This is a genomic window from Syntrophomonas wolfei subsp. methylbutyratica (genome assembly GCF_001570625.1).
Taxonomy (GTDB): Bacteria; Bacillota; Syntrophomonadia; order Syntrophomonadales; family Syntrophomonadaceae; genus Syntrophomonas; species Syntrophomonas methylbutyratica.
Genome location: NZ_BBQT01000003.1, coordinates 172405 through 195650 on the forward strand (window position 1 = coordinate 172405; position 23246 = coordinate 195650).

General features: G+C 44.3%; 22 protein-coding genes. All 22 read left to right on the forward strand.

Annotation, left to right across the window (positions count from 1 at the left end; all coding sequences use genetic code 11):
* Positions 1-46 precede the first annotated feature (46 nt).
* The 22 genes from mobA to spoIVA all read left to right on the forward strand — a co-directional run bounded on the left by mobA (position 47) and on the right by spoIVA (position 23207).
* Positions 47-676, forward strand: coding sequence for a molybdenum cofactor guanylyltransferase (gene mobA / locus AWB54_RS04025; RefSeq protein ID WP_061213333.1), 630 nt, complete (start codon positions 47-49; stop codon positions 674-676).
* Complete coding sequence (gene fni, locus AWB54_RS04030) at positions 676-1686, forward strand: type 2 isopentenyl-diphosphate Delta-isomerase (protein WP_235811090.1); 1011 nt, start codon at positions 676-678, stop codon at positions 1684-1686. The genes mobA and fni overlap by 1 nt, the downstream gene beginning before the upstream one ends.
* A gap of 191 nt (positions 1687-1877) precedes the next feature.
* A complete protein-coding gene (locus AWB54_RS04035) occupies positions 1878-2627 on the forward strand; it encodes a DUF1614 domain-containing protein (protein WP_061213335.1) in 750 nt (249 codons plus the stop codon).
* Complete coding sequence (spoIIP, locus tag AWB54_RS04040; RefSeq protein WP_061213336.1) at positions 2620-3675, forward strand: stage II sporulation protein P; 1056 nt, start codon at positions 2620-2622, stop codon at positions 3673-3675. Before AWB54_RS04035 ends, spoIIP begins: the two co-directional genes overlap by 8 nt.
* Complete coding sequence (locus tag AWB54_RS04045; protein ID WP_061213337.1) at positions 3676-4566, forward strand: YIEGIA family protein; 891 nt, start codon at positions 3676-3678, stop codon at positions 4564-4566. It begins immediately after the preceding gene.
* The gene (locus tag AWB54_RS04050) at positions 4566-4760 is read left to right on the forward strand and encodes a capping complex subunit for YIEGIA (protein WP_061213338.1); all 195 of its coding nucleotides are present in this window, start codon (positions 4566-4568) and stop codon (positions 4758-4760) included. The genes AWB54_RS04045 and AWB54_RS04050 overlap by 1 nt, the downstream gene beginning before the upstream one ends.
* Positions 4761-4938: 178 nt before the next feature.
* Positions 4939-5409, forward strand: coding sequence for a DUF3189 family protein (locus AWB54_RS04055; protein WP_235811084.1), 471 nt, complete (start codon positions 4939-4941; stop codon positions 5407-5409).
* A complete protein-coding gene (locus AWB54_RS04060; RefSeq protein ID WP_061213339.1) occupies positions 5410-5838 on the forward strand; it encodes a DUF3189 family protein in 429 nt (142 codons plus the stop codon).
* A gap of 213 nt (positions 5839-6051) precedes the next feature.
* On the forward strand, positions 6052-6777 hold the full coding sequence (locus AWB54_RS04065; RefSeq protein WP_061213340.1) for a TetR/AcrR family transcriptional regulator: 726 nt from the start codon (positions 6052-6054) through the stop codon (positions 6775-6777).
* Positions 6778-6827: 50 nt separating this feature from the next.
* Positions 6828-7181 (forward strand): response regulator, encoded by a 354-nt coding sequence (locus AWB54_RS04070; protein WP_082736018.1) that lies wholly within the window; start codon positions 6828-6830, stop codon positions 7179-7181.
* A gap of 24 nt (positions 7182-7205) precedes the next feature.
* Positions 7206-9272 (forward strand): chemotaxis protein CheA, encoded by a 2067-nt coding sequence (locus AWB54_RS04075; RefSeq protein ID WP_061213341.1) that lies wholly within the window; start codon positions 7206-7208, stop codon positions 9270-9272.
* A gap of 61 nt (positions 9273-9333) precedes the next feature.
* Positions 9334-9831, forward strand: coding sequence for a chemotaxis protein CheW (locus tag AWB54_RS04080; protein ID WP_061213342.1), 498 nt, complete (start codon positions 9334-9336; stop codon positions 9829-9831).
* A gap of 65 nt (positions 9832-9896) precedes the next feature.
* The gene (locus tag AWB54_RS16225; RefSeq protein ID WP_235811085.1) at positions 9897-12197 is read left to right on the forward strand and encodes a methyl-accepting chemotaxis protein; all 2301 of its coding nucleotides are present in this window, start codon (positions 9897-9899) and stop codon (positions 12195-12197) included.
* A 70-nt stretch (positions 12198-12267) separates the two neighbouring features.
* A complete protein-coding gene (locus tag AWB54_RS04090; RefSeq protein WP_061213343.1) occupies positions 12268-13080 on the forward strand; it encodes a CheR family methyltransferase in 813 nt (270 codons plus the stop codon).
* A gap of 7 nt (positions 13081-13087) precedes the next feature.
* Positions 13088-14113, forward strand: coding sequence for a protein-glutamate methylesterase/protein-glutamine glutaminase (locus AWB54_RS04095; RefSeq protein ID WP_061213344.1), 1026 nt, complete (start codon positions 13088-13090; stop codon positions 14111-14113).
* Between the two features lie 19 nt (positions 14114-14132).
* Entirely contained in the window at positions 14133-16421 is a 2289-nt protein-coding gene (locus tag AWB54_RS04100) for a PAS domain-containing hybrid sensor histidine kinase/response regulator (protein WP_061213345.1), read from the forward strand.
* A 36-nt stretch (positions 16422-16457) separates the two neighbouring features.
* A complete protein-coding gene (locus AWB54_RS04105; RefSeq protein ID WP_061213346.1) occupies positions 16458-16853 on the forward strand; it encodes a response regulator in 396 nt (131 codons plus the stop codon).
* Between the two features lie 63 nt (positions 16854-16916).
* The gene (locus tag AWB54_RS04110; protein ID WP_061213347.1) at positions 16917-18272 is read left to right on the forward strand and encodes a DUF512 domain-containing protein; all 1356 of its coding nucleotides are present in this window, start codon (positions 16917-16919) and stop codon (positions 18270-18272) included.
* A gap of 57 nt (positions 18273-18329) precedes the next feature.
* Positions 18330-19652, forward strand: coding sequence for a ribosome biogenesis GTPase Der (gene der, locus AWB54_RS04115; protein WP_061213348.1), 1323 nt, complete (start codon positions 18330-18332; stop codon positions 19650-19652).
* Positions 19653-19825: 173 nt separating this feature from the next.
* Entirely contained in the window at positions 19826-20413 is a 588-nt protein-coding gene (gene plsY, locus AWB54_RS04120) for a glycerol-3-phosphate 1-O-acyltransferase PlsY (RefSeq protein ID WP_061213349.1), read from the forward strand.
* A 125-nt stretch (positions 20414-20538) separates the two neighbouring features.
* Entirely contained in the window at positions 20539-21570 is a 1032-nt protein-coding gene (locus AWB54_RS04125; protein WP_061213350.1) for an NAD(P)H-dependent glycerol-3-phosphate dehydrogenase, read from the forward strand.
* A gap of 158 nt (positions 21571-21728) precedes the next feature.
* Positions 21729-23207 carry a stage IV sporulation protein A gene (spoIVA, locus tag AWB54_RS04130; protein ID WP_061213351.1) on the forward strand — a complete coding sequence of 493 codons (1479 nt, stop codon included), beginning with the start codon at positions 21729-21731 and terminating at the stop codon, positions 23205-23207.
* Positions 23208-23246 lie beyond the last annotated feature (39 nt).

Here is a 23246-nt window from a genome sequence, read left to right on the forward strand (position 1 = left end):
TTATTTCTAGAGCTGCTTTTTGTTCCCTTTTATAGAGGATAATAATATGAAATCAAGCGGTATTATTTTGGCCGGAGGCAAGAGTTCGCGTATGAAATTTAACAAGGCTTTTGCCCGAATAACTTCGCAAACGGCCATTGAAATTATAATTAATAAGTTTCAGGCTTTTTTTAGTGAAACCATTATAATTAGCAATAACCCGGAGGAGTATCTGTACCTGGGCCTGCCAGTATTTACCGATGTCTATCCCCGACAGGGACCGGTAAGTGGTATTCATTCAGCATTGTATCATGCCAGTAATGAAACCATATTTTTGTTGGGATGTGATATGCCTTTTATTGAAATGCAGGTGGTTGAATATATGTTGCAAAAGCTGGGGGAATATGACAGCGTCGTTCCGTGCATTGACTCCCAAATACAACCAACATCGGCTGTCTACCATCGCAAATGCTTGCCCCTGTTTACCTCTTGCCTGGAAAATCAAAGGCTGAAGTTAACCCGTATCTTTTATGAAGAAATTAATGCTCTGCTTATTCAGGAGAAGGAAATAGTACAGTTCGGCAACCCCCGCGAGATATTTTTCAATGTTAATGACCCCGGGGCGCTTAATATAGCCCGGGAAATGGCAGGGAGGCTGATTCCATTAGAAAGCAGCGAAAATCAGAACACCTGGTAATAGCCAATAGACTAAGCGATGGCCCGGTTAGCCCCGGATTTGAGGACATAAGATTAATAAATAATTCGCTACCGGAATTGAGCCTGGACGAAATCGACCTGAGTCTTAATTTCCTGGGTAAAGAACTGCAATATCCTCTCATGGTAAATGCTCTTACCGGTGGGACCAATCAGTCTTTGGCCATTAATCGGGCCCTGGCGCGGATGGCTCTCAAATACAGTCTGCCTATGGCTGTTGGTTCACAGAGTATTGCCCTGGAATCTCCGGAAGCTGGTCCATCTTTTAGCATAGTTCGAGATATTAATCCTAATGGGATAATACTGGCAAATATGAACGCAGCTACCAGGGTAGAAGAAGCTCTGGAAGCTGTTAGGATGATATCCGCTGATGCACTGCAGTTGCACTTTAATGTAGTACAGGAGCTGGCTATGGCCGAAGGAGACCGCAATTTCAAGGGCATAGTGGATAATGTTCGTCAGATTGTTCATGAATGTCCGGTGCCGGTTATTGCCAAGGAAGTTGGTTTTGGTTTTAGCCGGGAAGCAGCCCAGTGTCTATGGGAAGCCGGAATCGAAATCTTTGATTGTGGTGGGCAGGGAGGCACGAACTTCATTGTTATTGAAGACCAGAGAGGAGGAAATTTTGCCGGTGAATTGGATACCTGGGGTATTCCCACCGCCATAAGCCTAATGGAGATATTGCAGCTGCCCGTTAAGCAGGTAATAGCTTCCGGCGGAATCCGAAGCGCTCTTGATGCGACCAAGGCATTAGCATTGGGGGCGGATTTGGTGGGGATGGCTGCTCCCTTGCTTAAAGCTTTTGTTTCTGGTGGTTTGGAAGCCCTGGATCAAAGCCTGAGTGGATTTTTCTTCCGGCTAAAATCGGTCTTTCTCATGTGTGGCGCCCGGAATCTGCAAGAAATACGCCGGAAACCTCTGATAATTCTGGGAGAAACGGCTGAATACCTGCGATTGCGGGGAATTGATCCCAGCTGCTGGGCCAGGCGTTGAGCCGGCTCCAATAAAAATTATCCCGCTTTTATACCAAGGATAAATCCCTTCTATTTATCCCTATTCACACCATAACTCTACTTCTTTCTTTATGTAGAAAGCACATATATTTCAGCATATCATCCACATAATCCAAAACAGAAAGGGAAAGCTAATTAGAGCAAATTTTCTTTTAAGAAAGGGTGGAACTAATGGCAAATTTCCCTTTAGGGCTGATTGCTCTGGTGGTGGTATCCATATTAATTTATTTTGGGGTAGCGCACCGGGTTCTGGATCGTTTGCGCTTAAGTGATAGAGCAGCACTGGGGCTTATAGCCCTGATCATTGTAGGCAGCTTTATTGATATTCCCCTGAGTACCAGAGTAACAATAAATTTGGGTGGAATCATTGCAGTTGGCCTGGCCCTTTATGTAATTATCGGGGCGGGAACTGCCTTTGAAAAAATGAGAGCTGTTTTGGCAGCGGTGGTTACCGCCCTGGCTCTATTTTTGGCAGCCCGTTTCCTGGGAGCGGAACCGGAAAAAATATTCATTGACCCTATTTATATTTATCCCCTGGTGGCAGGAGTCGTGGGTTATCTGGCCGGGCGCTCCCGGCGAGGTGCCTTTTTTGCCGCCGTCATGGGGGTATTGGCTCTGGATGTAGGACAATATCTTTATTTGACCCGTAGTGGAATTCGTGGAGTAGTACATGTCGGTGGAGCCGGTGCTTTTGATTCACTGATTCTGGCAGGAATTATTGCTGTTCTCCTGGCCGAATTAATTGGGGAAACCCTGGAAAGGGTTCAAGGTGGGCCCGAAACGGAAGACAGGCCGCAAGAACTGGTAAAGAACTTGCAGGAACCTGAAGCAGCCCATAAACCTCTTCCCACTGAAGATTATGAGAAAAACGGAAAAAATGAGAAAAGTAGTGGTGAGAACGGAGGTGCTGAAGATGCTTAAACGCATGCTGATTCTTTTTTTAATGGTCCTAATAGGCAGCTGCGTTGGAGGAGGTACTTTCCTGGCTGCTTATGAGGAACAGCCATTGGATAAGTGTTTTACTTTGTTGGATGAAAACAACAATGTAATTCATCAGACGGGAAGTAAAGTATATACCGGTGATGAATACATCAGTGCCAGTAATGGCAGATATAAGGTGGTGGAAATAATAGGCAACACTGCGCGATGTAAATATCAGGGAGATGAAAAAATGCCGGTATTGAGCTATGACAAGAAGAGCAATGCCTGGAATTTTAACAGAAAAGAACAGCCGGTAGTTGCCGGAAAACGGCCTGCGATAGCAGTTTATCATACTCATAGCGATGAATCCTATGTTCCCAGCGATGGTAAAGAAAGCATTGAAGGAAATGGTGGTATCTATGATGTAGGTCAGGTTATGGTGAATAAATTACAAAAACTAGGATTTGAAGTGCAATATAACAAAAACAATCATAATCCTCACGATATCAATGCCTACAATCGTTCACGAAGAACTGCCGCCAGCCTGTTGAAAAAATCCCCTGATACAATAATAGATGTCCACCGGGATGCGGTCCCGGCCACGCAATACCAGGCTCAAGTTAAAGGGAAGGATGTAACCAAAGTTAAACTGGTGGTAGGACGAAGCAATCCCAACATGAAGAGCAATTTGGAATATGCTAAAAAAATCAAGTCCGTAATGGACAAAAAAACACCCGGTCTTTCCAACGGAATCTTCATTGGCAAAGGTGATTACAACCAGGATCTGAGCCCGCGTGCCATGCTGGTTGAAGTCGGAGCTCATACCAACAAAAAAGAAGATGCAGAAAAAGGTATCAGCCTTTTTGCAGAAGCCCTTCCTACAGTTTTAGGTTATTCCAATAATCCTGTCAACCAAGCCCCGGTAGCCAAAAAACCGCTGTCCGGCAACGAAAACCAGGCAGCGGGCACAACTATATTGATGATAGTAATTGTAGTGGCTGCTGCTGTCGGTGGTTACTATCTATTAAACCGGGGTACCAATAAGTAAATGGAAAGATATCTTGTTGCCATTGTGGTAGGGATAGCAGCGGGTTTTCTGGACAGGTTGATTATGCTGCGCAGTGATTATCGCTTCTATCCCACCTATCCCCATGGTTATTTGACCCACCTGGCTTTGGGTTTTATCGCTGCCGGTCTTGGAGCCGTTGCCATACCAGCCATTGCCAAGCCCGATTATGTTGCGGTAACCTTTCTGGCCCTGGCTGCCCAGCAATTTAGGGAGATACGCAGTATGGAGCGCGAAACCTTAAGCAAACTGGAAGAGAGTAAATTAATTCCCCGAGGGCCGGATTACATTGAAGGGATTGCTCGGGTCTTTGAAGCCCGCAATTACCTGGTGATATTAACGGCTATGGCAAGCAGTGCTGTAGCCTATTGGTGGCGATGGGAATATGCCGTAATAGCTGCTCTCCTGTGCATAGTGTTTTCCACTAAACTGATGGGTGGTTCTTATATAGGTGAAATTGCCCAGGTGGAAAAAGGGGAAATAATTTTTGACGGCTCCATTCTCAAGGTAAACGATGTCATTATTATGAATGTTGGATTGACTGAAACCCGTAAAAAAATAATGCGAGAAGGTATGGGAATTATAATTAAACCGCGCGATGATAATGCACGGCTGACCCTGGATGCACCGGGACAGCGAATGGCTATAATCCATGATGTAGTATCCATATTAGGTAGCAAGGTGGATGTATCTGAAACGGAGTTGCGGCCCCTGGCTAGAAAGCAAGCAGATAAAGGTTATCTGGCTTTGTTTTTGGTGGCTAATGAACCGGATCAGGAATATTTTATGGAAATAGTCAAAAGGGTACCGGTTATTGAATCAACCCGGGGTACTGCTCTTAAAAGCTTTTTCGGGAGAAAGGCGGCAGATTAGTGAATAAAGGTTTTAAGGGCGGCATATTAGCCATAGTAACCATGGACAAGGATAAAGTAACTGGTGGTGGTTGTCCGGTATTTCTGGCAGTTGACCAGAAAGAACAAGAAAAGCTTGGCCTTTTCCTGGCGCGTATATTGGATGGCATAGTTCATGATCTGGAAAATGGAGTTTATTTTATTTGCCGGCATTGAGTTGCTGAAGAAGTTCTTAGTTAACTTTAGTTTGCATAAATATACCGCTCAGCTACATTAAAAGCGACCGAAGGGTGTGTAGGGAACGACCCCCGTGTCGTTCAGAATCAGGCTTCGCCAGCGCTTGGTTTATTTATGCAACCCTTATGCAACAAAAAGGAGTTTTTGCGTTAGAGTTATGAAGATAATTTATCATTGTTTTGGCGGCTCACATTCGTCGGTACTGGCGGCAGCATTACATTTGGGCTTAATTGATAAGAATAAGGTTCCCGGAATGTCTGAAATGATGAAAATACCGTATTTTGATAAAACCACTAATGCTGATTTTGGTTCTATTAGATTAATGGGTATTGACGAATACCATAATGAAATATATGTGCTGGGGAAAAAAAACCTGGGAAAGAGGTATGGCAATATTTTAATGGGTATTGCTGAAATCCTGGGGGTAAAAGAGGAATTGCTGACCGTTGATTGCATGAGCCGGGTAAATTGGAGCATGAAAATTGGGGGTTTTACCTCGAGGAGAATGGGATGGGTAAGCCTGGGGCGGCCAGTGTTGGGTAAAGGTACCGAAGCAGCCTTTTTGGATTTGGTTAATCTAGTGGAAATAACCCGGATGAAGGTGATGAAAAAGGTACAGGTGAGATAAATGAAAATTGTTTTTTTGGGAACTACCGGAGTACAACATAGCTTGATTGCAGCTCATATTTATTTGGGACAACTGGGGAGTGAGGATTTTAGATCATTGGAATACTTTTGTGATTTATCCAAGGAATCCAGTGGATTTCCCATTTTTATTGGAGATGATGCCAGAGGGAATCAAGTTTATTCCCTGGGGGTGGGGAAAGATCTGCAAATGGGACAAAAGACTATTGAAAATCTGTTAACTATTCTAGGATTTTCTTCTCAAGACCTTATGCTAAGACCGGTATCAATAAAAGCGGAAAGACTTCTGGCATGTTTGGGGAAAATCCCCCGTTACCTGGGGGGGACAAAGATTAATCTATTTTTTTCTATTATTATTTTGCGGCAAGAACTAGCAGCTATAAAAGAAAATGTAGAACAATTTTGTAATTAGTCAGTGAAGAAAACATTTCCTGTTATCCTTAAGCCCCATTTTTTTGATTTTTAAGTTCGCAGCATTGCTAACATGCAGCACTTTTCTAAAACCCCCATACATTTCTTTTTATTTTCCAAAAAACTATATATACAAAACAGCAATTCGTTGACAGATTAGTTCTTTTATGCTCCAATAACATGTAAGTAATCGTTAACTAACGAGGAGGTTTTTATGGCCAATAATTATATGAAGCGAAAAGACCGGATAATTCTAACTGCTGTTGAAATTATTGATCAATTGGGAGTTCAAGGCCTGACTATCCGGGAGATTGCTTCTCGTCAGGAAATAAGTGAAGCTGCTATTTACCGCCATTTTGCCAATAAAACGGAAATATTGCTGGGAACGATTGATTACTTTTCTTCCTATGACGCTTTATTATTTAGAACGATTGAAAACCAGAATATGAAAGCCTGGGAAGGCATTACCTTTTTGTTTGCTTCTTATATGGAATATTATGAAAACTATCCGGCAATTTCTGCTGTTAATTTTACGCAGGAAGCTTTTCAATTAGAACCCGAAGCTCGGCAAAGAATGGAGAATGTCATAGATGATCGCTTGCGATTTATTAATCACCTGGTTATCAAGGGGCAAAAGGAAGGTGAATTTACCAGAGATATTTGCAGTGAAAGCATGGTAGACGTAATTTTTGGTACCATACAATTTATAATCCTTCGCTGGAGAGCTAAAAATTATAATTTTGCCTTGAAGGAACATGTTCTTTCGACTTTATCTATTTTAATAGAAGCGTTTTCTACAGTTAAATTGGAGAACCGCTTTGCCTGGGGGGGTGTTTTTAATCAGGAGGTTTCAGCTTCCGCGTTTGATAGCGTTTTAACCAGACCCGGGTTATTTCTGGAAAAGGGTAAAGACCAGGTGAATGAAAAAAGTGAGGGTTGATTTTTGCCCTGGGAAAGCTATGCAACATAAGAAATATTGGGGGGAGTATATTGAAAAGTGTTCTTATAGTTGATGATGCTATGTTTATGCGTTATACCCTCAGAAAGATACTGGAGAAAAACGGATTTCTGGTAGTTGGTGAGGCTGAGAACGGGCTTCTGGGTGCCCAAAAATATGGGGAACTGCTGCCTGATATTGTTACCATGGATATTACCATGCCAGAGTTAAACGGTATCGGTGCAGTACAATTAATAAAACAAATCAACCCCCAGGCCAATATCGTAATGATTTCTGCCATGGGTCAACAGCATTTGGTGCGTGAAGCTATTCTTGCCGGGGCCTCCAATTTTTTGGTCAAGCCCTTTAGCGAAGAAAGAGTTGTGGAGGTCTTAAATTCAATATAATTCTTATCAGGGGAGCGTTGACAGATGGACAAAAGCTTGAGCAAAGAACCTATGTTGGAGATGTTCATATTTGAAAATCTGCAGCTCTTGGAGCAATTAGAGCAGACAATACTGGCCCATGAGAAGGAGCGCTGCCTGGAAAATGCAGTCATCAACGAAATCTTCAGGATAATGCACACTATCAAGGGAGCGGCAGCCATGATGATGTATGACGGTATCTCCTCTCTGGCACATGCCATAGAAGACCTATTTTTCTATATTCGCGAATTTCATCCGGATGAGATGGACTATAGCAAGATTTGTGATATAGTTCTGGAGGGTATCGACTTTATCAAGAATGAAATAGGAAAACTGGAACAAGACCAGGAAGCGGATGGAGATTCGTCTCCTTTTGTTGAAAATATCGGGCAATACTTGTTGCAGATAAAGGAAGCTTCCCGGAATAGTAAGCTGATTAATGAAGCTGCAGCCCGGCCTGCCGGGCACCGAAAAAAATTCTACATATCTACCTCTAAATCTCCTCCCACTGAGAGTATAAAACGCTACCATGCTCTAATATATTTCACCCCCGGTTGTGAAATGGAAAATATAAGGGCTTTTAACCTGGTACATAAACTTAAAGATCAGGCAGAACAGATTGATTACATACCGGCAGATATTATTGAAAACAATGATAGTGTTGAATTTATTAGAGAAAATGGCTTTGCCGTTATATTTTCTACTCACCTGCAACAGGAAGCAATAAATGAACTTTTTATGAAGGAGGCTTTTATAGATAGCCTGGATCTACGGGTGATGGAAGATGAAGAATGGGAGATAGAGCAGCTAAGGGCTCGTAATCAGATTGTTCTAGAAGAAGAGCCTTCCGTCAGAAATAATGAAGTCAGGGAAATAGGAGCCAATCTGCATTCAGGCAGCACCCGGCAGAGCTTAATCAGTGTTAATGTAGATAAGCTGGATAGGCTTATGGATATGGTTGGCGAATTGGTAATTAGCGAGACTATGGTAGCATTCAACCCTGATTTGAGAACTGCGGCCAAACTGGACAATTTCCACAAAGCCACTCGCCAGCACCGGAAAATTATCAATGAACTGCAAGATATAGTGATGTCGATACGAATGGTGCCATTGAGCATGACCTTCCAAAAGATGAACCGTTTAGTAAGAGATATGAGCAAGAAACTAAAGAAAAATGTGGAACTGGTAATCATTGGCGAAGAGACCGAAGTGGACAAGAATATTATTGAGCATCTTTCCGACCCGATTATGCATCTTATTAGGAATGCTATTGATCATGGTGTTGAAAGCCCGGAAAAGCGCGCTAGTTTGGGAAAATCACCGGCAGCCCGGGTCTACCTGGAAGCTAAAAATGAGGGCGGAGATGTCTATATTATCATAAGGGATGATGGAGCGGGGTTGAACAAGGAGAAGATACTGGAACGAGCCCGAGCCCGAGGTTTGATTCAGAAACCCGACAGTAATTTGTCTGATGGAGAAATATACTCCACCATTCTACTGCCGGGTTTTTCTACTTGCGAAGAAATAAGCGAGTTTTCCGGGCGTGGTGTGGGAATGGATGTGGTGCTTAAGAATATTGAAGAAGTTGGGGGAACGGTGTTGGTTGACAGTACTCCCGGACAGGGAACTACTATTTCTTTGAAAATACCTCTGACTCTGGCCATTATAAATGGTATGCGGGTAAAGGTAGGGAACTCCATTTATATACTTCCCATTACTTCCATCAAAGAATCTTTTAAAGCAAAGCCTGATAATATCATAGTTGATCCTGACGGCAACGAAATGCTTATGGTCAGGGGTGAGTGTTATCCGGTTCTGCGCTTGCACCAAAAATTTCAGCTTAAGTCAGCATTAAAGAAGATTGCGGAAGGAATCATCGTTATTGTGCAAAACGATTCCGGAAGCATATGTTTATTTGTTGATGCCCTCTTAGGAGAACAACAGGTAGTAGTTAAGGCTCTGCCCAAATTCATTGGCAAAATAGCCGGTATCAGTGCTTGTACCTTGCTGGGGGATGGCAGAGCTTGCCTTATTATTGATGTGGCAAACCTGATTAATCCCAGCAAAGGTTAAATGACTAAAAGCAATGAGTGGGGGAAGTGAGTTTATTAAATTATGGAGAGGGGTGGATAGTGTGTCAGAAATACTGGATGAAGCAGTACTGCAGGAGGAAGATACGCAAAAGGGGAAGTTCTTAACCTTCCTGGTAGGAAAGGAGGAGTATGGAATCGAGATAAAATATGTTACTGAGATAATAGGTGGCATACAAGCCATTACTGAAATACCGGATGTACCGGAATATGTTAAAGGCATAATCAATCTTAGGGGTAAAATCATTCCTGTTATGGATGTAAACCTGCGCTTTAATAAAGAAGCTCGTGACTATAATGATCGCACCTGCATAATAGTTATCGATATTGACGAACTTTCTGTAGGTCTTATTGTTGACAATGTAGCGGAAGTGATATCCATTGCTGATGCAGATATAGTACCCCCACCTGATGTTCGTTCTGGTTTTCATAACCGTTACATAAAAGGTATTGGGAAAATAGGCAGTGAGGTCAAGTTGATTCTCGATTGCCAGCGCTTGCTCAGTACTGAAGAGTTGGAAAACCTTGACTACATAAACTAATAGGATAAGCGGAAGAGAAGTTTAGTGATGAAATCATCGAAACTGGAGAGGAGGCTGAATTAATAATGGCTGGGAAAAAAAGCAATATGGATAGCTCAGAAGAGAAAAACAAAGAAGAAGTGATTGGGAAGGGCAGTGTCCAAAAACAGGATATGGGCAGAGCTTTGCCCGAAAGAACTACAGGGGAATTGCAAGAGGAAATCAACCTGCTGGTTGAGGCGATAAAGGCAGGGCGTTTGGATGTTCGCGCGAATGTGGGAAAGGCCAGTGGGCTTGAAAAGGAGTGTTTGCTGGGAATAAATCAAATGCTGGATGCGGTTATTGGGCCTCTTAATGTGGCGGCAGACTATGTGGAGCGAATATCGCGGGGTGATATCCCACCAATAATTACGGACAGTTACAATGGTGACTTCAATACCATAAAAAACAATTTGAATACCTGTATTGAAGCGGTGAATCTGCTGATAGCTGATGCCAACCTGTTGGCCCGGGCTGCGGTGGAAGGACGGCTGGATACACGGGCTGATGCCGCCCGGCATCATGGTGACTTCCGGGCCATAGTAGAAGGCGTGAACCATACCCTGGACGCGGTTATTGGGCCTCTTAATGTGGCGGCAGACTATGTGGAGCGAATATCGCGGGGTGATATCCCACCAATAATTACGGACAGTTACAATGGTGACTTCAATACCATAAAAAACAATTTGAATACCTGTATTGAAGCGGTGAATCTGCTGATAGCTGATGCCAACCTGTTGGCCCGGGCTGCGGTGGAAGGACGGCTGGATACACGGGCTGATGCCGCCCGGCATCATGGTGACTTCCGGGCCATAGTAGAAGGCGTGAACCATACCCTGGACGCGGTTATCGGGCCTCTTAATGTGGCGGCAGACTATGTGGAGCGAATATCGCGGGGTGATATCCCACCAATGATTACGGATAGTTACAATGGTGATTTCAATGCCATAAAAAACAATTTGAATACCTGCATTGAAGCGGTGAATCTGCTGATAGCTGATGCCAACCTGTTGGCCCGGGCTGCGGTGGAAGGACGGCTGGATACACGGGCTGATGCCGCCCGGCATCATGGTGACTTCCGGGCCATAGTGGAAGGAGTGAACCATACCCTGGATGCGGTTATCGGGCCTATGAAGGAAGTATCGGCAGTGATGAGAGAAATGGAACAAGGCCACCTGGGGGTCAATGTCAGAGGAGATTACAAGGGAGATTTCAAGCTGGTAAAGGACACACTCAACAGTACTATTGAGGCCCTTAAGAATTATGTAAACGAGATTTCCATCGTTTTAACCCAAATGGCCCGTAATAACCTGGATGTAGAAATAAGCCAGGATTTCCGGGGTGATTTTAGCGCTATCAAGGATTCACTTAATTATATTATAACTTCATGGAATGAAACCATGAGCGGTATCAATATGGCTTCTGATCAGGTAGCCAATGGTTCGGCCCAGGTAGCGCGCTCCAGCCAGTTTCTAGCTCAGGGGGCAGCCGAACAATCCAGTGCTATTGAACAGTTAACTGCTTCCATAACCCAGATAGCTGCTCAGACCAACCAGAATGCAGCTTATGCCAACCAGGCTAATGATTTAGCCTTAACTGCCCGTGATAATGCCATAAAAGGGAATGAAGAGATGAAAAACATGCTGGAAGCAATGGAAGCCATAAATGAATCTTCCAACAATATTTCCAAAATAATTAAAGTAATTGATGAAATCGCCTTTCAAACTAATATTCTGGCTTTGAATGCAGCGGTCGAGGCGGCCCGGGCAGGACAGCATGGTAAGGGTTTTGCGGTGGTGGCTGAGGAAGTGCGGAACCTGGCAGCCCGTAGTGCTAGTGCCGCCCGGGAAACTACTGATATGATAGAGGGTTCTATTAAGAAAACCGAAGCCGGAACCAGAATAGCCAACGAAACCGCCGAAGCCCTGGGTAAAATTGTGGAAGGAGTCACCAGAATGGCTGCTCTGGTGGGAGATATCACAGTTGCCTCCAATGACCAGGCTACCGGTATATCCCAGATAGACAAGGGAGTAGAGCAGATCTCCCAGGTAGTGCAAAGCAATGCTGCTACTGCTGAGGAAAGCGCTTCTGCTGCCGAGGAATTGTCCAGTCAGGCCGTTTTAATGAAGGATGAAGTCGGTAAGTTTACCTTAAAGAAGAGAAATGAGCGTGCTGTACAATTGTCCGACCTGAGCCCGGAGATGCTAGCCCTGGTAAAAGAACTGCTGCAAAAACAAAAGATAATGCAAGCGGTAGACAGTAGAGAGACCAGAGCCATAGAAACTGCTTCCCGAGGTAATTCCAGGCTGCAAATCTCTCTGAGCGATAACGAGTTCGATAAATACTAGCTTATGATTCAATCATTTCAATCGGCTTACCTTGCAGGAGGGGGTTCATGTGAAAAGTAGGTGATAGTATATGATAAACTTATCGCAACAGGAGTTTCACTGGCTAGCTGACTATGTTTATAATTATTGCGGTATTGATTTGAAACAGAAAAAACACCTGATTGAAAGCCGTTTGAGCAATCATTTGCTGGAAACGGGGTTTTCCAGCTTTGCCGGCTATTATAAACACTTGTTGCAGGATGCCAGTGGGGAAAGCATTACCGCTATGTTGGATCGCATTACCACCAATCACACTTACTTTATGCGGGAAAGCCAACACTTTGACTTTTTCCGGGATAGGGTACTGCCCGAGCTGTTGAGCAAGGTGAAGAACCGGGATCTCCGTATCTGGAGTGCCGGTTGCAGCAGTGGTGAGGAGGCATATACCCTGGCTATGGTAATTAGTGATTTCTTTAGCTCTAAACAGGCAGCATGGGATACACGGATACTGGCTACCGACATTTCCGCGCGAGCCCTGCAAAAAGCTAAGGAGGCAGTTTATACGGAGGAGCAAATAGAGGCTCTGCCCGCCGGTTGGAAATTATGGTATTTTCAAGAGATTAACCGGAATAGTTTCAGGATAAGAGAAAAAATTAAAAGACAAGTCATTTTTCGCCGGTTCAACCTGATGGAAATTCCCTTTCCTTTTAAACAAGGATTTCAGGTTATTTTTTGTCGCAATGTTTTGATATATTTTGATTCCAGCACCAGGAGCAAGCTGATTCAGCGTTTTTACGACTCTATCGTGGATGGTGGTTACTTTTTCATAGGGCAAGCCGAGTCAATTAATTGGGATAATAATAGATTTAGCTATGTGATGCCAGCCGTTTATAGAAAGGAGTAGTTGCTTCTTGCGGCTCAGAAGAATAAAAACGCTGATAGTGGATGATTCACTTCTGTTCAGGGAAACCCTGGCCCGTGGCATTTCCCGTGATCCGGCCATAGAGGTGGTGGCAACTGCAGCCGATGCCTTTATGGCCAGGGATATGATTATCAAACATAAACCGGATGTAATGACCTTGGATGTAGAAATGCCGCGTATGAGCGGTATTGAATTCTTGCGGAGGCTTATGCCCCAGTACCCATTGCCGGTAGTAATGATCAGTGCTCTCAGTGAGAGTGTTTTTGATGCTCTTAACGCCGGGGCAATAGACTTTGTAGCCAAACCGGATATGAACCCGAATCGGGATCTGGATGCCTTTTTCAGCGAGTTGATTCTTAAGATAAAGATTGCTTCCGTGGCCCGTTTGGGACGGCGAGCGGAGGTTTCAAAACTACTGCCGACGGGAAAATCACAGACCGATCAGGGTTGGGTTATTGCTATCGGTGCATCCACCGGTGGACCTGAAGCTATTTACCAAATTGTTAAGAATTTTAACCAAGACACTCCTGGAGCAGTAATAGTGCAGCATATGCCCGCCGGATTTACCAGAATGTATGCAGAGCGCTTAAATGATACGTGTTTGGTTGATGTCAAGGAAGCGCAAAATTATGACCGGGTAAAAATGGGACAAGTGTTAATAGCCCCGGGGGAATATCAAATGCGCCTGAAGCAAAAAGCTGGTGATTATATGGTTGAATGTCATCCGGGTGAAAAGGTAAATGGTCATTGCCCGGCGGTAGATGTACTATTTGATTCAGTGGCCCAAAGCGCTGGAGCCCGGGCGGTGGGAGTCATATTAACCGGTATGGGCAGTGATGGAGCCCGGGGACTACTGGCCATGAGAAAGGCGGGAGCCAGGACAATTGGCCAGGATGAAGCCTCCTGTGTGGTTTATGGCATGCCGAAGGTGGCTTATGAATTAGGGGCGGTAGAAAAACAATACTCCTTGAATTATATAGGACAAGCGCTGTATAAGCTCATAAACCAACTATAACGTATTAGGGTGATGTTTGATGCTGGAAGCAGATAAGCGGGAATATGCGAAAACCATAGCCAGAATTCAGGAGGAGAGGGATAATTTACAGATTATCCTGGAGAGTATAGGTGATGGTATCATTATTACTGATATGGACGGTTATATAAGTATGATGAACCCGGTGGCGGAAAAACTGACCGGGTGGAGTCGGGAGGAAGCCCTGGGAAAACACCTGGATGAGGTTTTCAGGATTATTGATAATACGAGTAAACAGCCGTTGGAGAACCCTTTCGATAATGTTTTTACCCGAGGTTCGAGCCAGGGACTGCTTAGAAATTCAGCATTGCTTGACCGTGATGGAAAAACGCGATTTGCTTCTGCCTGTGCTTCGCCTATTATAGATAAGAATCAGAAAATGGCGGGTATGGTAGTGGTATTTCGCGATATTGACCGGATTAAGAAAAACGAGGACGAGATTCGTTGCTTGTCCTGGGTTTTGCAGCTAAGCTCCAATGCCATAATTATTTTTGACACCCAGGGCATAATCCAGTTCATAAACAGCCGTTTCACCCAGTTGACCGGCTATGAAGCATGTGAAGTGCTTAACCGGAATTTGAGCCTTATCAATAACCTGCCGTTAGATGTTGAAAAAATATTTGCCCGATTGCGGGCAGGTGAAGAGTGGCATGATGAAGTTTTCTTCCACAAACGCCAGCTGGAACCCTGCTGGTGGTCAATATATTGTACTGCGGTCAGGGATGAGGAAGATAAGATAACAAGTTATTGTAGTATTATTCAAGATATAAGCGAGCATAAGCTGGCTGAAGAAAACTTGAAAAAGGCCAAGGAAGCGGCGGAGGTGGCCAATCGCGCCAAGGCTGAATTTTTAGCCAACATGAGCCACGAAATCAGAACTCCCCTGAACGCTATTATTGGCATGACCAGTTTGAGCCTTTTATCCAATCCTGAACCAGATCAGAAGGAAAACCTGGAAATTATCAAAATGGCCGGTGACACCCTGTTAAGTATTATTGATAATATTTTAGACTTTTCTAAAATTGAAGCCGGCAAATTGACTATTGAAAAAATTGATTTCAACCTGCATGAACTGGTCGAGAAGAACATCACCATACATAAAGCACGAGCACAGGAAAAAGGACTGCTTTTGCTCTATTGCATAGATCCTGCCATACCAGTCCAGGTAAACGGAGATCCCTACCGTCTGCAACAGGTTTTTAACAACCTGATCGGCAACGCCATCAAGTTTACTGACCAGGGAGAAGTTGAAATACGATTAAACTTACTGGATATATTAGAAGATCGTATTGTTTTACAAGCATCGGTGGCCGATACCGGAAGAGGTATAACCGCTGGTCAGCAAGAAAAGATGTTTGAAAGTTTTTACCAGGGGGATAGTTCAATAAGCCGTACTTATGGGGGTACCGGCCTGGGCCTTAATATCTCCAAAAAAATTGTGGAAATGATGCAAGGCAAGATTTGGCTGGAAAGCGATATCGAGTCAGGCAGCACCTTTTATTTTACAGTTGAATTGGCAATCCCGGAACCGTCTAAACTGGAGACTGAATCAAGACAACTAATTAATCAAAAAGCTGATGCTGAAAAAATCCCTTTCCTGTCCATACTGGTAGTTGAGGACAACGAAGTAAACCAAATGGTGCTCTCTAACTTGCTCCGCGCTCAGGGTCATCAGGTGGAGGTGGCTGCCAATGGAGTCGAAGCCCTGGAACTGCTGGATAAAAACAACTATGACCTGGTTTTTATGGATATATTAATGCCGGTAATGGATGGACTGGAAACAACCCGCCGTATTCGTGAACAGGAAGAAATAACTGGATTCCATATTCCCATCGTCGCTATAACCGCTCATGCTATATATGGCGACCGGGAGAAATTCCTGGCTGCGGGTATGGATGATTACCTGGCCAAACCGGTTCAAATGGAGGAACTCAACCAGGCCATAAGCAAAATGATTAAAAAGGCCAGGTCAACGACAACAACCAATCATATGGATATAGAACCCTTAAGCCCCAAAGATCTTTTTTTTAAGGTTGACAGCAGCTTTTTGGAGCAGGTTGAGAAAGCTATTTTGAAAATTGATCTGGCATTATTGAGCCTTGATTTGCAGCAGGTGGAAAAGCAGGCTCATGAGATAAAGGAACTGGCCTACCAAATGGATGAGATTACTATTAAGAACCTGGCTTTTAAGATAGAACTTGGCGCCCGCAAAGGGGATCTGGATCAATGCTGGAGTCTCTTTCGGAAATTGCAGGAAATATATGCATATCTTTCTTCTTTGGGATCTTGATATTAAAGATATTTGGTTAAGGAGGTTTAATTAATAATGAAGGTATTGATTGCCGAGGATGATTTGGCCAGTCGCAAATTCCTTTATAAATTCCTTTCCCGATACGGTAACTGCGATATTACAGTAGATGGTATCGAAACCATAGATGCTTTTTTGTTGGCCCATGAAGAAGGCCAACCCTACGATTTGATATGTTTGGATATAATGATGCCCAAATTAGATGGGATAAAAACCTTAAAAACCATAAGGGATTTGGAGAAGCAACGTGGATTGCAAGACTCCGAGCTGGTGAAAATTATAATGACCACCGCCCTTAATGAGCCTGAAACGGTTTTTAATTGTTTTGATTCAGGATGCGAAGCTTATGCAGCCAAACCCATTGACACTGATAAGCTCTTGGAGGCTATAAAGCGCCTGGGATTGTTGGACTAGAGGAAGCACGACGGGAAAGGCAGAGGGGGAAAGGTATACAAACTTGCGCAGCCAGGTTTTTTGATGGATAATGGTTTTCAGGATTCTGCTGCGGAGGAAAAGATTTTGACTGCACCTATAAAAGGCATCATGGAAAACAGCATTGCCGGGGAAATGGATATAGAACCCGGAGATATACTTTATAGCATTAATGGTCATGAGATAAATGATATCCTTGATTACGAGTTCTATTCCCAGGAAGATAATTTGCTGGTGGAAATTGAAAAGGCCAATAGCGGGGAATTATGGGTCCTGGAGATTGAAAAAGAGTACGATGAAGAGTTGGGCTTGCTTTTTGATGGGCTTATTTTTGATAAGATGAAGTTGTGTCAGAACCGCTGCCTTTTTTGTTTTGTAGACCAGCTACCGCGCAAAATGAGAAAAACCCTCTATGTAAAGGATGACGATTACCGCTATTCATTTCTGCTAGGAAACTTTATCAGCCTGACCAATCTGAGTGAAAAAGATTGGCATAAAATCCTTTCTATGCGACTAAGTCCCCTTTATGTTTCGATACACTGCATGCAGCCTGAACTAAGAGCCCGTCTTTTCAACAACCCCCGGGCGGCTAATATAAAAAGTGAGTTGAAGCGGCTGCAAGAAGCTGGAATAGAAGTACATACGCAAATAGTACTCTGTCCCGGCATTAATGATGCTGAAGTTTTACAGCATAGTATAAACGAGCTGGCCCAGTTCTTTCCTACAGTGGCTTCGGTTGGGGTGGTACCAGTGGGCTTAAGCGGGCATCGCCAGGGGCTTCCTCCTCTTCGGGGATTTACGGTGGATGAAGCCATAAAGACTATCGAACTAGTCGATAGCTTCCAGGATGAATTCCGACCCCGCTTGCGACGAGGGTTTGTTTATGCCGCTGATGAGTTTTACCTAAAAGCCGGAAGAAATTTTCCGCCTGCTCTCTATTACGATGACTATTGCCAGGTGGAAAATGGGATAGGCCTGGCTCGTATATTTGTAGATGATTTCGCTGAAATCGAAGCCAGTTTGCCTTTAGTGGTAGAAAGGCAGGAGGTCTATCTGATAACCGGTGTTTCGGCTGGACCGGTGCTGGAAAAAGTAGTCAGCCGGTTAAACCGGATAGAAGGGTTGGAGTTGAAGATAATACGAGTAACCAACCGCTTTTTCGGTGGCGGGGTTACAGTTACCGGTCTCCTGACTGGTGCTGATATTATTGCCACCCTGAGCCGGGATTTTGCAGGTAAAAAGCTAATAATACCCGAAATAGTATTTAAAGAAGGACAAGATATCATGCTGGATGATACCAGCCGAGAAGAACTGGAAGAAAAAACTGGAGCCGAAATAATTACGGTTGATGGCAGTGCTCGCTCTCTGGTAAGAACAGTGCTATCGCTTACGGAGGTATAAATCTGAAAGAAAATCTTTCATGACGTTTTGTGCCTCAAGAAAGGAATGGAAATAACAATGAAACCGGTTGTTGCCATTGTAGGCCGTCCCAATGTAGGAAAGTCTACCTTATTCAATCGCCTGGCTGGAGCCCGGAAGGCGATAGTGGAGGATATACCCGGGGTAACCCGGGATAGATTGTATGATAGTTCGGATTGGAACGGCCGGGATTTTATCATTATTGACACCGGGGGTATTCGTTTTAATGAAGGGGATATTTTTGCCCGCGAAATCAAGCTGCAGGCTGAGCTGGCAATTGAGGAAGCCGATGTCATAATATTGGTACTGGACAGTAGAGAAGGCATCACTGCTGAAGATGAACAGGTGGCCAATCTTTTAAGAAAGTCCAATAAACCGGTAGTACTGGCGGCCAACAAGGTCGAAGAATTCAAAAAACAATTGGATTACTACGAGTTCTATAAATTGGGACTGGGTGACCCCATACCGGTTTCGGCTATGCATGGTTATAATACCAATGAATTGCTGGATGCGGTAATTTCCTATTTTAAACCTGCCAGGGAATATGAAGAAGAAGGGGATGCTATTAAAATTGCCATAGTGGGGCGTCCCAATGTAGGAAAATCATCACTGGTAAATGCTTTATTGGGAGAAGAAAGAGTTATAGTCAGCGATGTACCAGGAACTACCCGGGATGCAATTGATACCCCTTTTCAATATAAGGGACAAAACTATCTATTGATTGATACTGCCGGTATGAGAAGAAAATCGCGCATCAAAGAGACAACGGAGAGATATAGTGTCATTCGGGCTCTAAAAGCGATTGAACGGGCTGATGTAGTGCTGATTATGCTTGATGCCACTGAAGGGGTAGCGGAGCAGGACAAAAAGATTGCCGGTTATGTGCATGAGCAATCCCGGGCCAATATAATAGTAGTAAACAAGTGGGACCTGGTGGAAAAGGATGGGCAAACCATGAATCGCTTTGATAAAGATATTCGCGAGGAACTCAAGTTTCTATCCTATTCTCCCATAATGTATGTTTCTGCCCTGACCAAAAAACGGATATTTCAAGTACTGGAGATAGTAAACTTTGTGGCAGAACAGCACCACCGCCGGGTAAATACTGCGGAGCTTAATCAAGTGATTAATGAGGCCATGATGCTAAATCCCTTGCCCGGAGGAGGCGGCAAAAGAATAAAAATACTATATAGCACTCAAGTTCGTGTTGCCCCGCCTACTTTTGTTTTTTTTAGCAATAAGCCGGAAATGGTGCATTTCTCTTATTTGCGCTATTTGGAAAATGCACTGCGCAAGAACTTTGGTTTTGAGGGAACTCCCATTCGCCTGTTGCTGCGCCAGAACACGGAGCATGATAATTGATAATATATAACTCACTTTTCATTGGTGGTTGTGGCCCCTGGGCCATGGGGGGTTAGTAGGAAAATGTTTTGATATAGAGGAACAGTGTTGTCAACAACCCCGTCCCCGTGTCACGTGACACGCGTGAAGCTAAAAACAATTATTAGAATCAATGACTCGGAGGGGAGATTTATTTGCAAGAGGCAGCCTTACTTTTTTTATGTTATTTGTTGGGCTCAATACCTTTCTCTTACTTATTCACCCGCATGCTTACCCGGCAGGATATCCGCAGCAAGGGCAGCGGCAATGTTGGTGCTACCAATGTTTTTCGCACCTCAGGCCCCGGGGTAGCCTTGCTGGCTTTCCTTGGCGACCTGCTAAAAGGACTACTGGCAGCTTGGATTGGCCAATCCACCGGCAGCCAGTTTTTGTTGATATTCTGTGCAGTTCTGGCCGTAATAGGCCATATCTATCCCGTCTTCCTTGGTTTTAAAGGAGGGAAGGGAGTAACCACATCAGCAGGCATCATCCTTTTCCTGATGCCTGATGTAACCGGCATATTATTATTGATTTTCCTGGCCATAGTTTATTTTACTCGTTATGTTTCCCTGGGTTCGATTTCTGTTGCCTGCCTGCTTCCTTTGGTGAGTCTGGCTATGGGCAAGCCCTGGTCTTATATAGTAATTGGTATTTTAGTGGCTGTTTTGGTAGTTTATCATCACCGGGAAAATATTGACCGGCTTAGGAATGGCAGTGAAGCGAAAATAACTGACAAAGCCTAGTAAAACGGAAGACGGAGGACGGAAGGCGGAAGACGGAATATAAGTAAAACGGAGGGCGGAGGACGGAAGTGTTGTTAGGTATCGGGGATAAGTTTAAATAATATGGAAATAACGGAGAGTGGGAAATGCCTAAAATATGTATTCTGGGGTCTGGCAGCTGGGGGACAGCCCAGGCTTTGTTATTGAGCAGTAAAGGATTTCAGGTAATTCTCTGGGGACGGGTTGAAGACGGGGTGGATAGCCTGCAGCAGGAAAGGGAAAACAGGCGCTTTCTGCCCGGGATTAGGCTTTCGGATAGCATAGTGGCCACCAGTGACCTTGCCCAGGCTCTAAAAGGAGCTGATATGGTGGTTATGGCTGTTCCCTCACAATCGCTCAGGGAAGTCTTGGAAAAGGCCCGGCCTTACCTGGAGAAAGACAGTTGCCTGGTAAATACTGCTAAAGGGCTGGAGATAAGCAGTGGCATGAGAATGAGTCAGGTAGTGGAGGATGTGCTGGGCAGCCAAAGCAGAGAACGTTTTTCTGTTTTATCAGGCCCCAGCCATGCTGAGGAAGTAGCCAGGAATATTCCGACGGCAATAACGGCAGCATCTTACCACAAAGAGATTGCTTTTCTAGTACAGGATCTTTACATGACTCCCTTTTTTCGGGTATATACCAATCCAGATGTAGCTGGGGTTGAACTGGGTGGGGCCTTGAAAAATATTATCGCCCTGGGCACCGGAATCGCTTCCGGCTTAGGATACGGAGACAACACCCAGGCGGCTTTGTTGACACGGGGTTTGCATGAAATAATTCGCATGGGCGAAGCTATGGGGGGTGAAGCCCGGACTTTTTCCGGGTTGAGCGGTATTGGAGATTTAGTGGTAACCTGTAGCAGCAGGCATTCACGAAATCGTCAGGCCGGGATATTGGTCGGCCAGGGATATAGCCTGGAAGAAACCCTGATGCAAATCGGTATGGTGGTAGAGGGAGCCCACACCATAAGAGTGGTCCATCGTTTGGCTACCCAATTAAAAATAGATATGCCTATTTGCACTGCTTGCTATAATGTTTTGTATGCTAATAGAAAAGCAAGAGATGAAGTCGATGATTTAATGCGACGACAAAAAAAACACGAGATAGAAGAGATAGTAAAAAGAAAAAAGGAATGGTGAAAAGTGGGGTGAAAACCACACTTTTTTTCTTTTCTGGTTATATTACCGAATATTGATAAATATACTTATACTGTTATAACGCAGCTATGGTTTAAGGTACTCATAATCGAAGGGAGGGTGCCTTTTAAAAGTCTAAATCAAGGGAGGGAAAATGAGAAGTGGAAGGAAACAACATCTTAAAGGATATTGCCGAAAGAACTGGAGGTGATATCTATCTGGGTGTGGTGGGGCCGGTTAGAACGGGCAAGTCAACTTTTGTGAAACGCTTCATGGAGTTAATGATACTACCAAATATACAAGACATTTTTGAGCGTGATCGGGCTAATGACGAGCTCCCCCAGAGCGGATCGGGTAAAACCATTACCACCACTGAACCCAAATTTGTACCCAATGAAGCAGTGGAGATAACCACGCAAAATGGCATAAGCCTCAAGGTAAGGCTTATTGACTGCGTGGGGTATTCTGTTGACGGGGCTCTGGGTTACGAAGAGGATGAAGAACCTCGCATGGTTAGAACTCCCTGGTTTGACTATGAGGTTCCCTTCGAAGAGGCAGCCGAAATAGGAACCAGGAAGGTTATTACTGATCATTCTACTATCGGTATAGTAATTACCACTGATGGAAGCATAAGCGATATCCCCCGGGATAATTATGTTTCAGCTGAAGAGAGAGTTATCAATGAACTCAAGGAACTCAATAAACCATTTATTGTTCTCTTGAATTCGACCCGTCCGTACGAAAAAGAAACCCTTAATTTGGCCGAGGAACTCAGCGAAAAGTATGAAGTCAGCATTATCCCCGTGGATGCTGCCAGAATGAGTACAGAGCAAGTATATGGTATCTTGGAAGAGGCATTGTATGAATTCCCGGTTCAAGAGGTTAATATCAAGCTGCCGCAATGGGTAGACGAATTAGAAGAAGACTTCTGGTTGCGCCAAAATATGGAGACGTCTATCCGTGAAATTCTTAATGCTATACGCAAAGTCCGTGATATCGACCGGGCCGTGGAGCAGCTTTCCGACATGGAGAATGTCAGTTATGTCAGCCTGGAAGAGATGAATTTGGGTACAGGAACTGCCAGGATAGAGGTAAATGTACCGGAAGAGCTCTTCTATCAAGCATTGAGTGAGGTTAGCGGTTTCGGAGTGGAAGGAACCCACGACATTATGCGTATTATGAAGGATCTCAGTGTGGCCAAGAGGGAATTCGACAAGATTGCCTCGGCTCTGGATGAAGTGAAGGAATCGGGTTACGGAGTAGTAACCCCGCGCCTGGAAGAAATGTTCCTGGAAGAACCGGAACTGATCCGGCAGGGTAGCCGATTTGGAGTCAAGTTAAAAGCCAAGGCACCCTCATTACACATAATAAGGGCTGATATAACTACGGAAATTACCCCTATTATTGGAACGGAAAAGCAATGTGAAGAACTGGTGCGCTACATGCTGGACGAATTTGAGGAAGATCCAGGGAAAATATGGGAGTCCAATATTTTTGGCAAATCGCTACATGATTTGGTAAGAGAGGGAATCCAAAACAAATTGCACCGTATGCCGGAGAACGCCCAGCACAAGCTGCAGGATACCTTACAGAGAATTGTTAACGAGGGCAGCGGAGGCTTGATCTGTATCATAATTTAAGGATTATAGATAAACTTTATAGTATTAGTAAAAAAAGCC

Excerpts from the sequence above, each read along its gene's own strand:
- mobA (WP_061213333.1), top strand. The coding sequence starts at position 47 with ATGAAATCAAGCGGTATTATTTTGGCCGGAGGCAAGAGTTCGCGTATG.
- AWB54_RS04035 (WP_061213335.1), top strand. The coding sequence starts at position 1,878 with ATGGCAAATTTCCCTTTAGGGCTGATTGCTCTGGTGGTGGTATCCATA.
- spoIIP (WP_061213336.1), top strand. The coding sequence starts at position 2,620 with ATGCTTAAACGCATGCTGATTCTTTTTTTAATGGTCCTAATAGGCAGC.
- AWB54_RS04045 (WP_061213337.1), top strand. The coding sequence starts at position 3,676 with ATGGAAAGATATCTTGTTGCCATTGTGGTAGGGATAGCAGCGGGTTTT.
- AWB54_RS04055 (WP_235811084.1), top strand. The coding sequence starts at position 4,939 with ATGAAGATAATTTATCATTGTTTTGGCGGCTCACATTCGTCGGTACTG.
- AWB54_RS04060 (WP_061213339.1), top strand. The coding sequence starts at position 5,410 with ATGAAAATTGTTTTTTTGGGAACTACCGGAGTACAACATAGCTTGATT.
- AWB54_RS04065 (WP_061213340.1), top strand. The coding sequence starts at position 6,052 with ATGGCCAATAATTATATGAAGCGAAAAGACCGGATAATTCTAACTGCT.
- AWB54_RS04075 (WP_061213341.1), top strand. The coding sequence starts at position 7,206 with ATGGACAAAAGCTTGAGCAAAGAACCTATGTTGGAGATGTTCATATTT.
- AWB54_RS16225 (WP_235811085.1), top strand. The coding sequence starts at position 9,897 with ATGGCTGGGAAAAAAAGCAATATGGATAGCTCAGAAGAGAAAAACAAA.
- AWB54_RS04090 (WP_061213343.1), top strand. The coding sequence starts at position 12,268 with ATGATAAACTTATCGCAACAGGAGTTTCACTGGCTAGCTGACTATGTT.
- AWB54_RS04100 (WP_061213345.1), top strand. The coding sequence starts at position 14,133 with ATGCTGGAAGCAGATAAGCGGGAATATGCGAAAACCATAGCCAGAATT.
- AWB54_RS04105 (WP_061213346.1), top strand. The coding sequence starts at position 16,458 with ATGAAGGTATTGATTGCCGAGGATGATTTGGCCAGTCGCAAATTCCTT.
- AWB54_RS04110 (WP_061213347.1), top strand. The coding sequence starts at position 16,917 with ATGGATAATGGTTTTCAGGATTCTGCTGCGGAGGAAAAGATTTTGACT.
- der (WP_061213348.1), top strand. The coding sequence starts at position 18,330 with ATGAAACCGGTTGTTGCCATTGTAGGCCGTCCCAATGTAGGAAAGTCT.
- AWB54_RS04125 (WP_061213350.1), top strand. The coding sequence starts at position 20,539 with ATGCCTAAAATATGTATTCTGGGGTCTGGCAGCTGGGGGACAGCCCAG.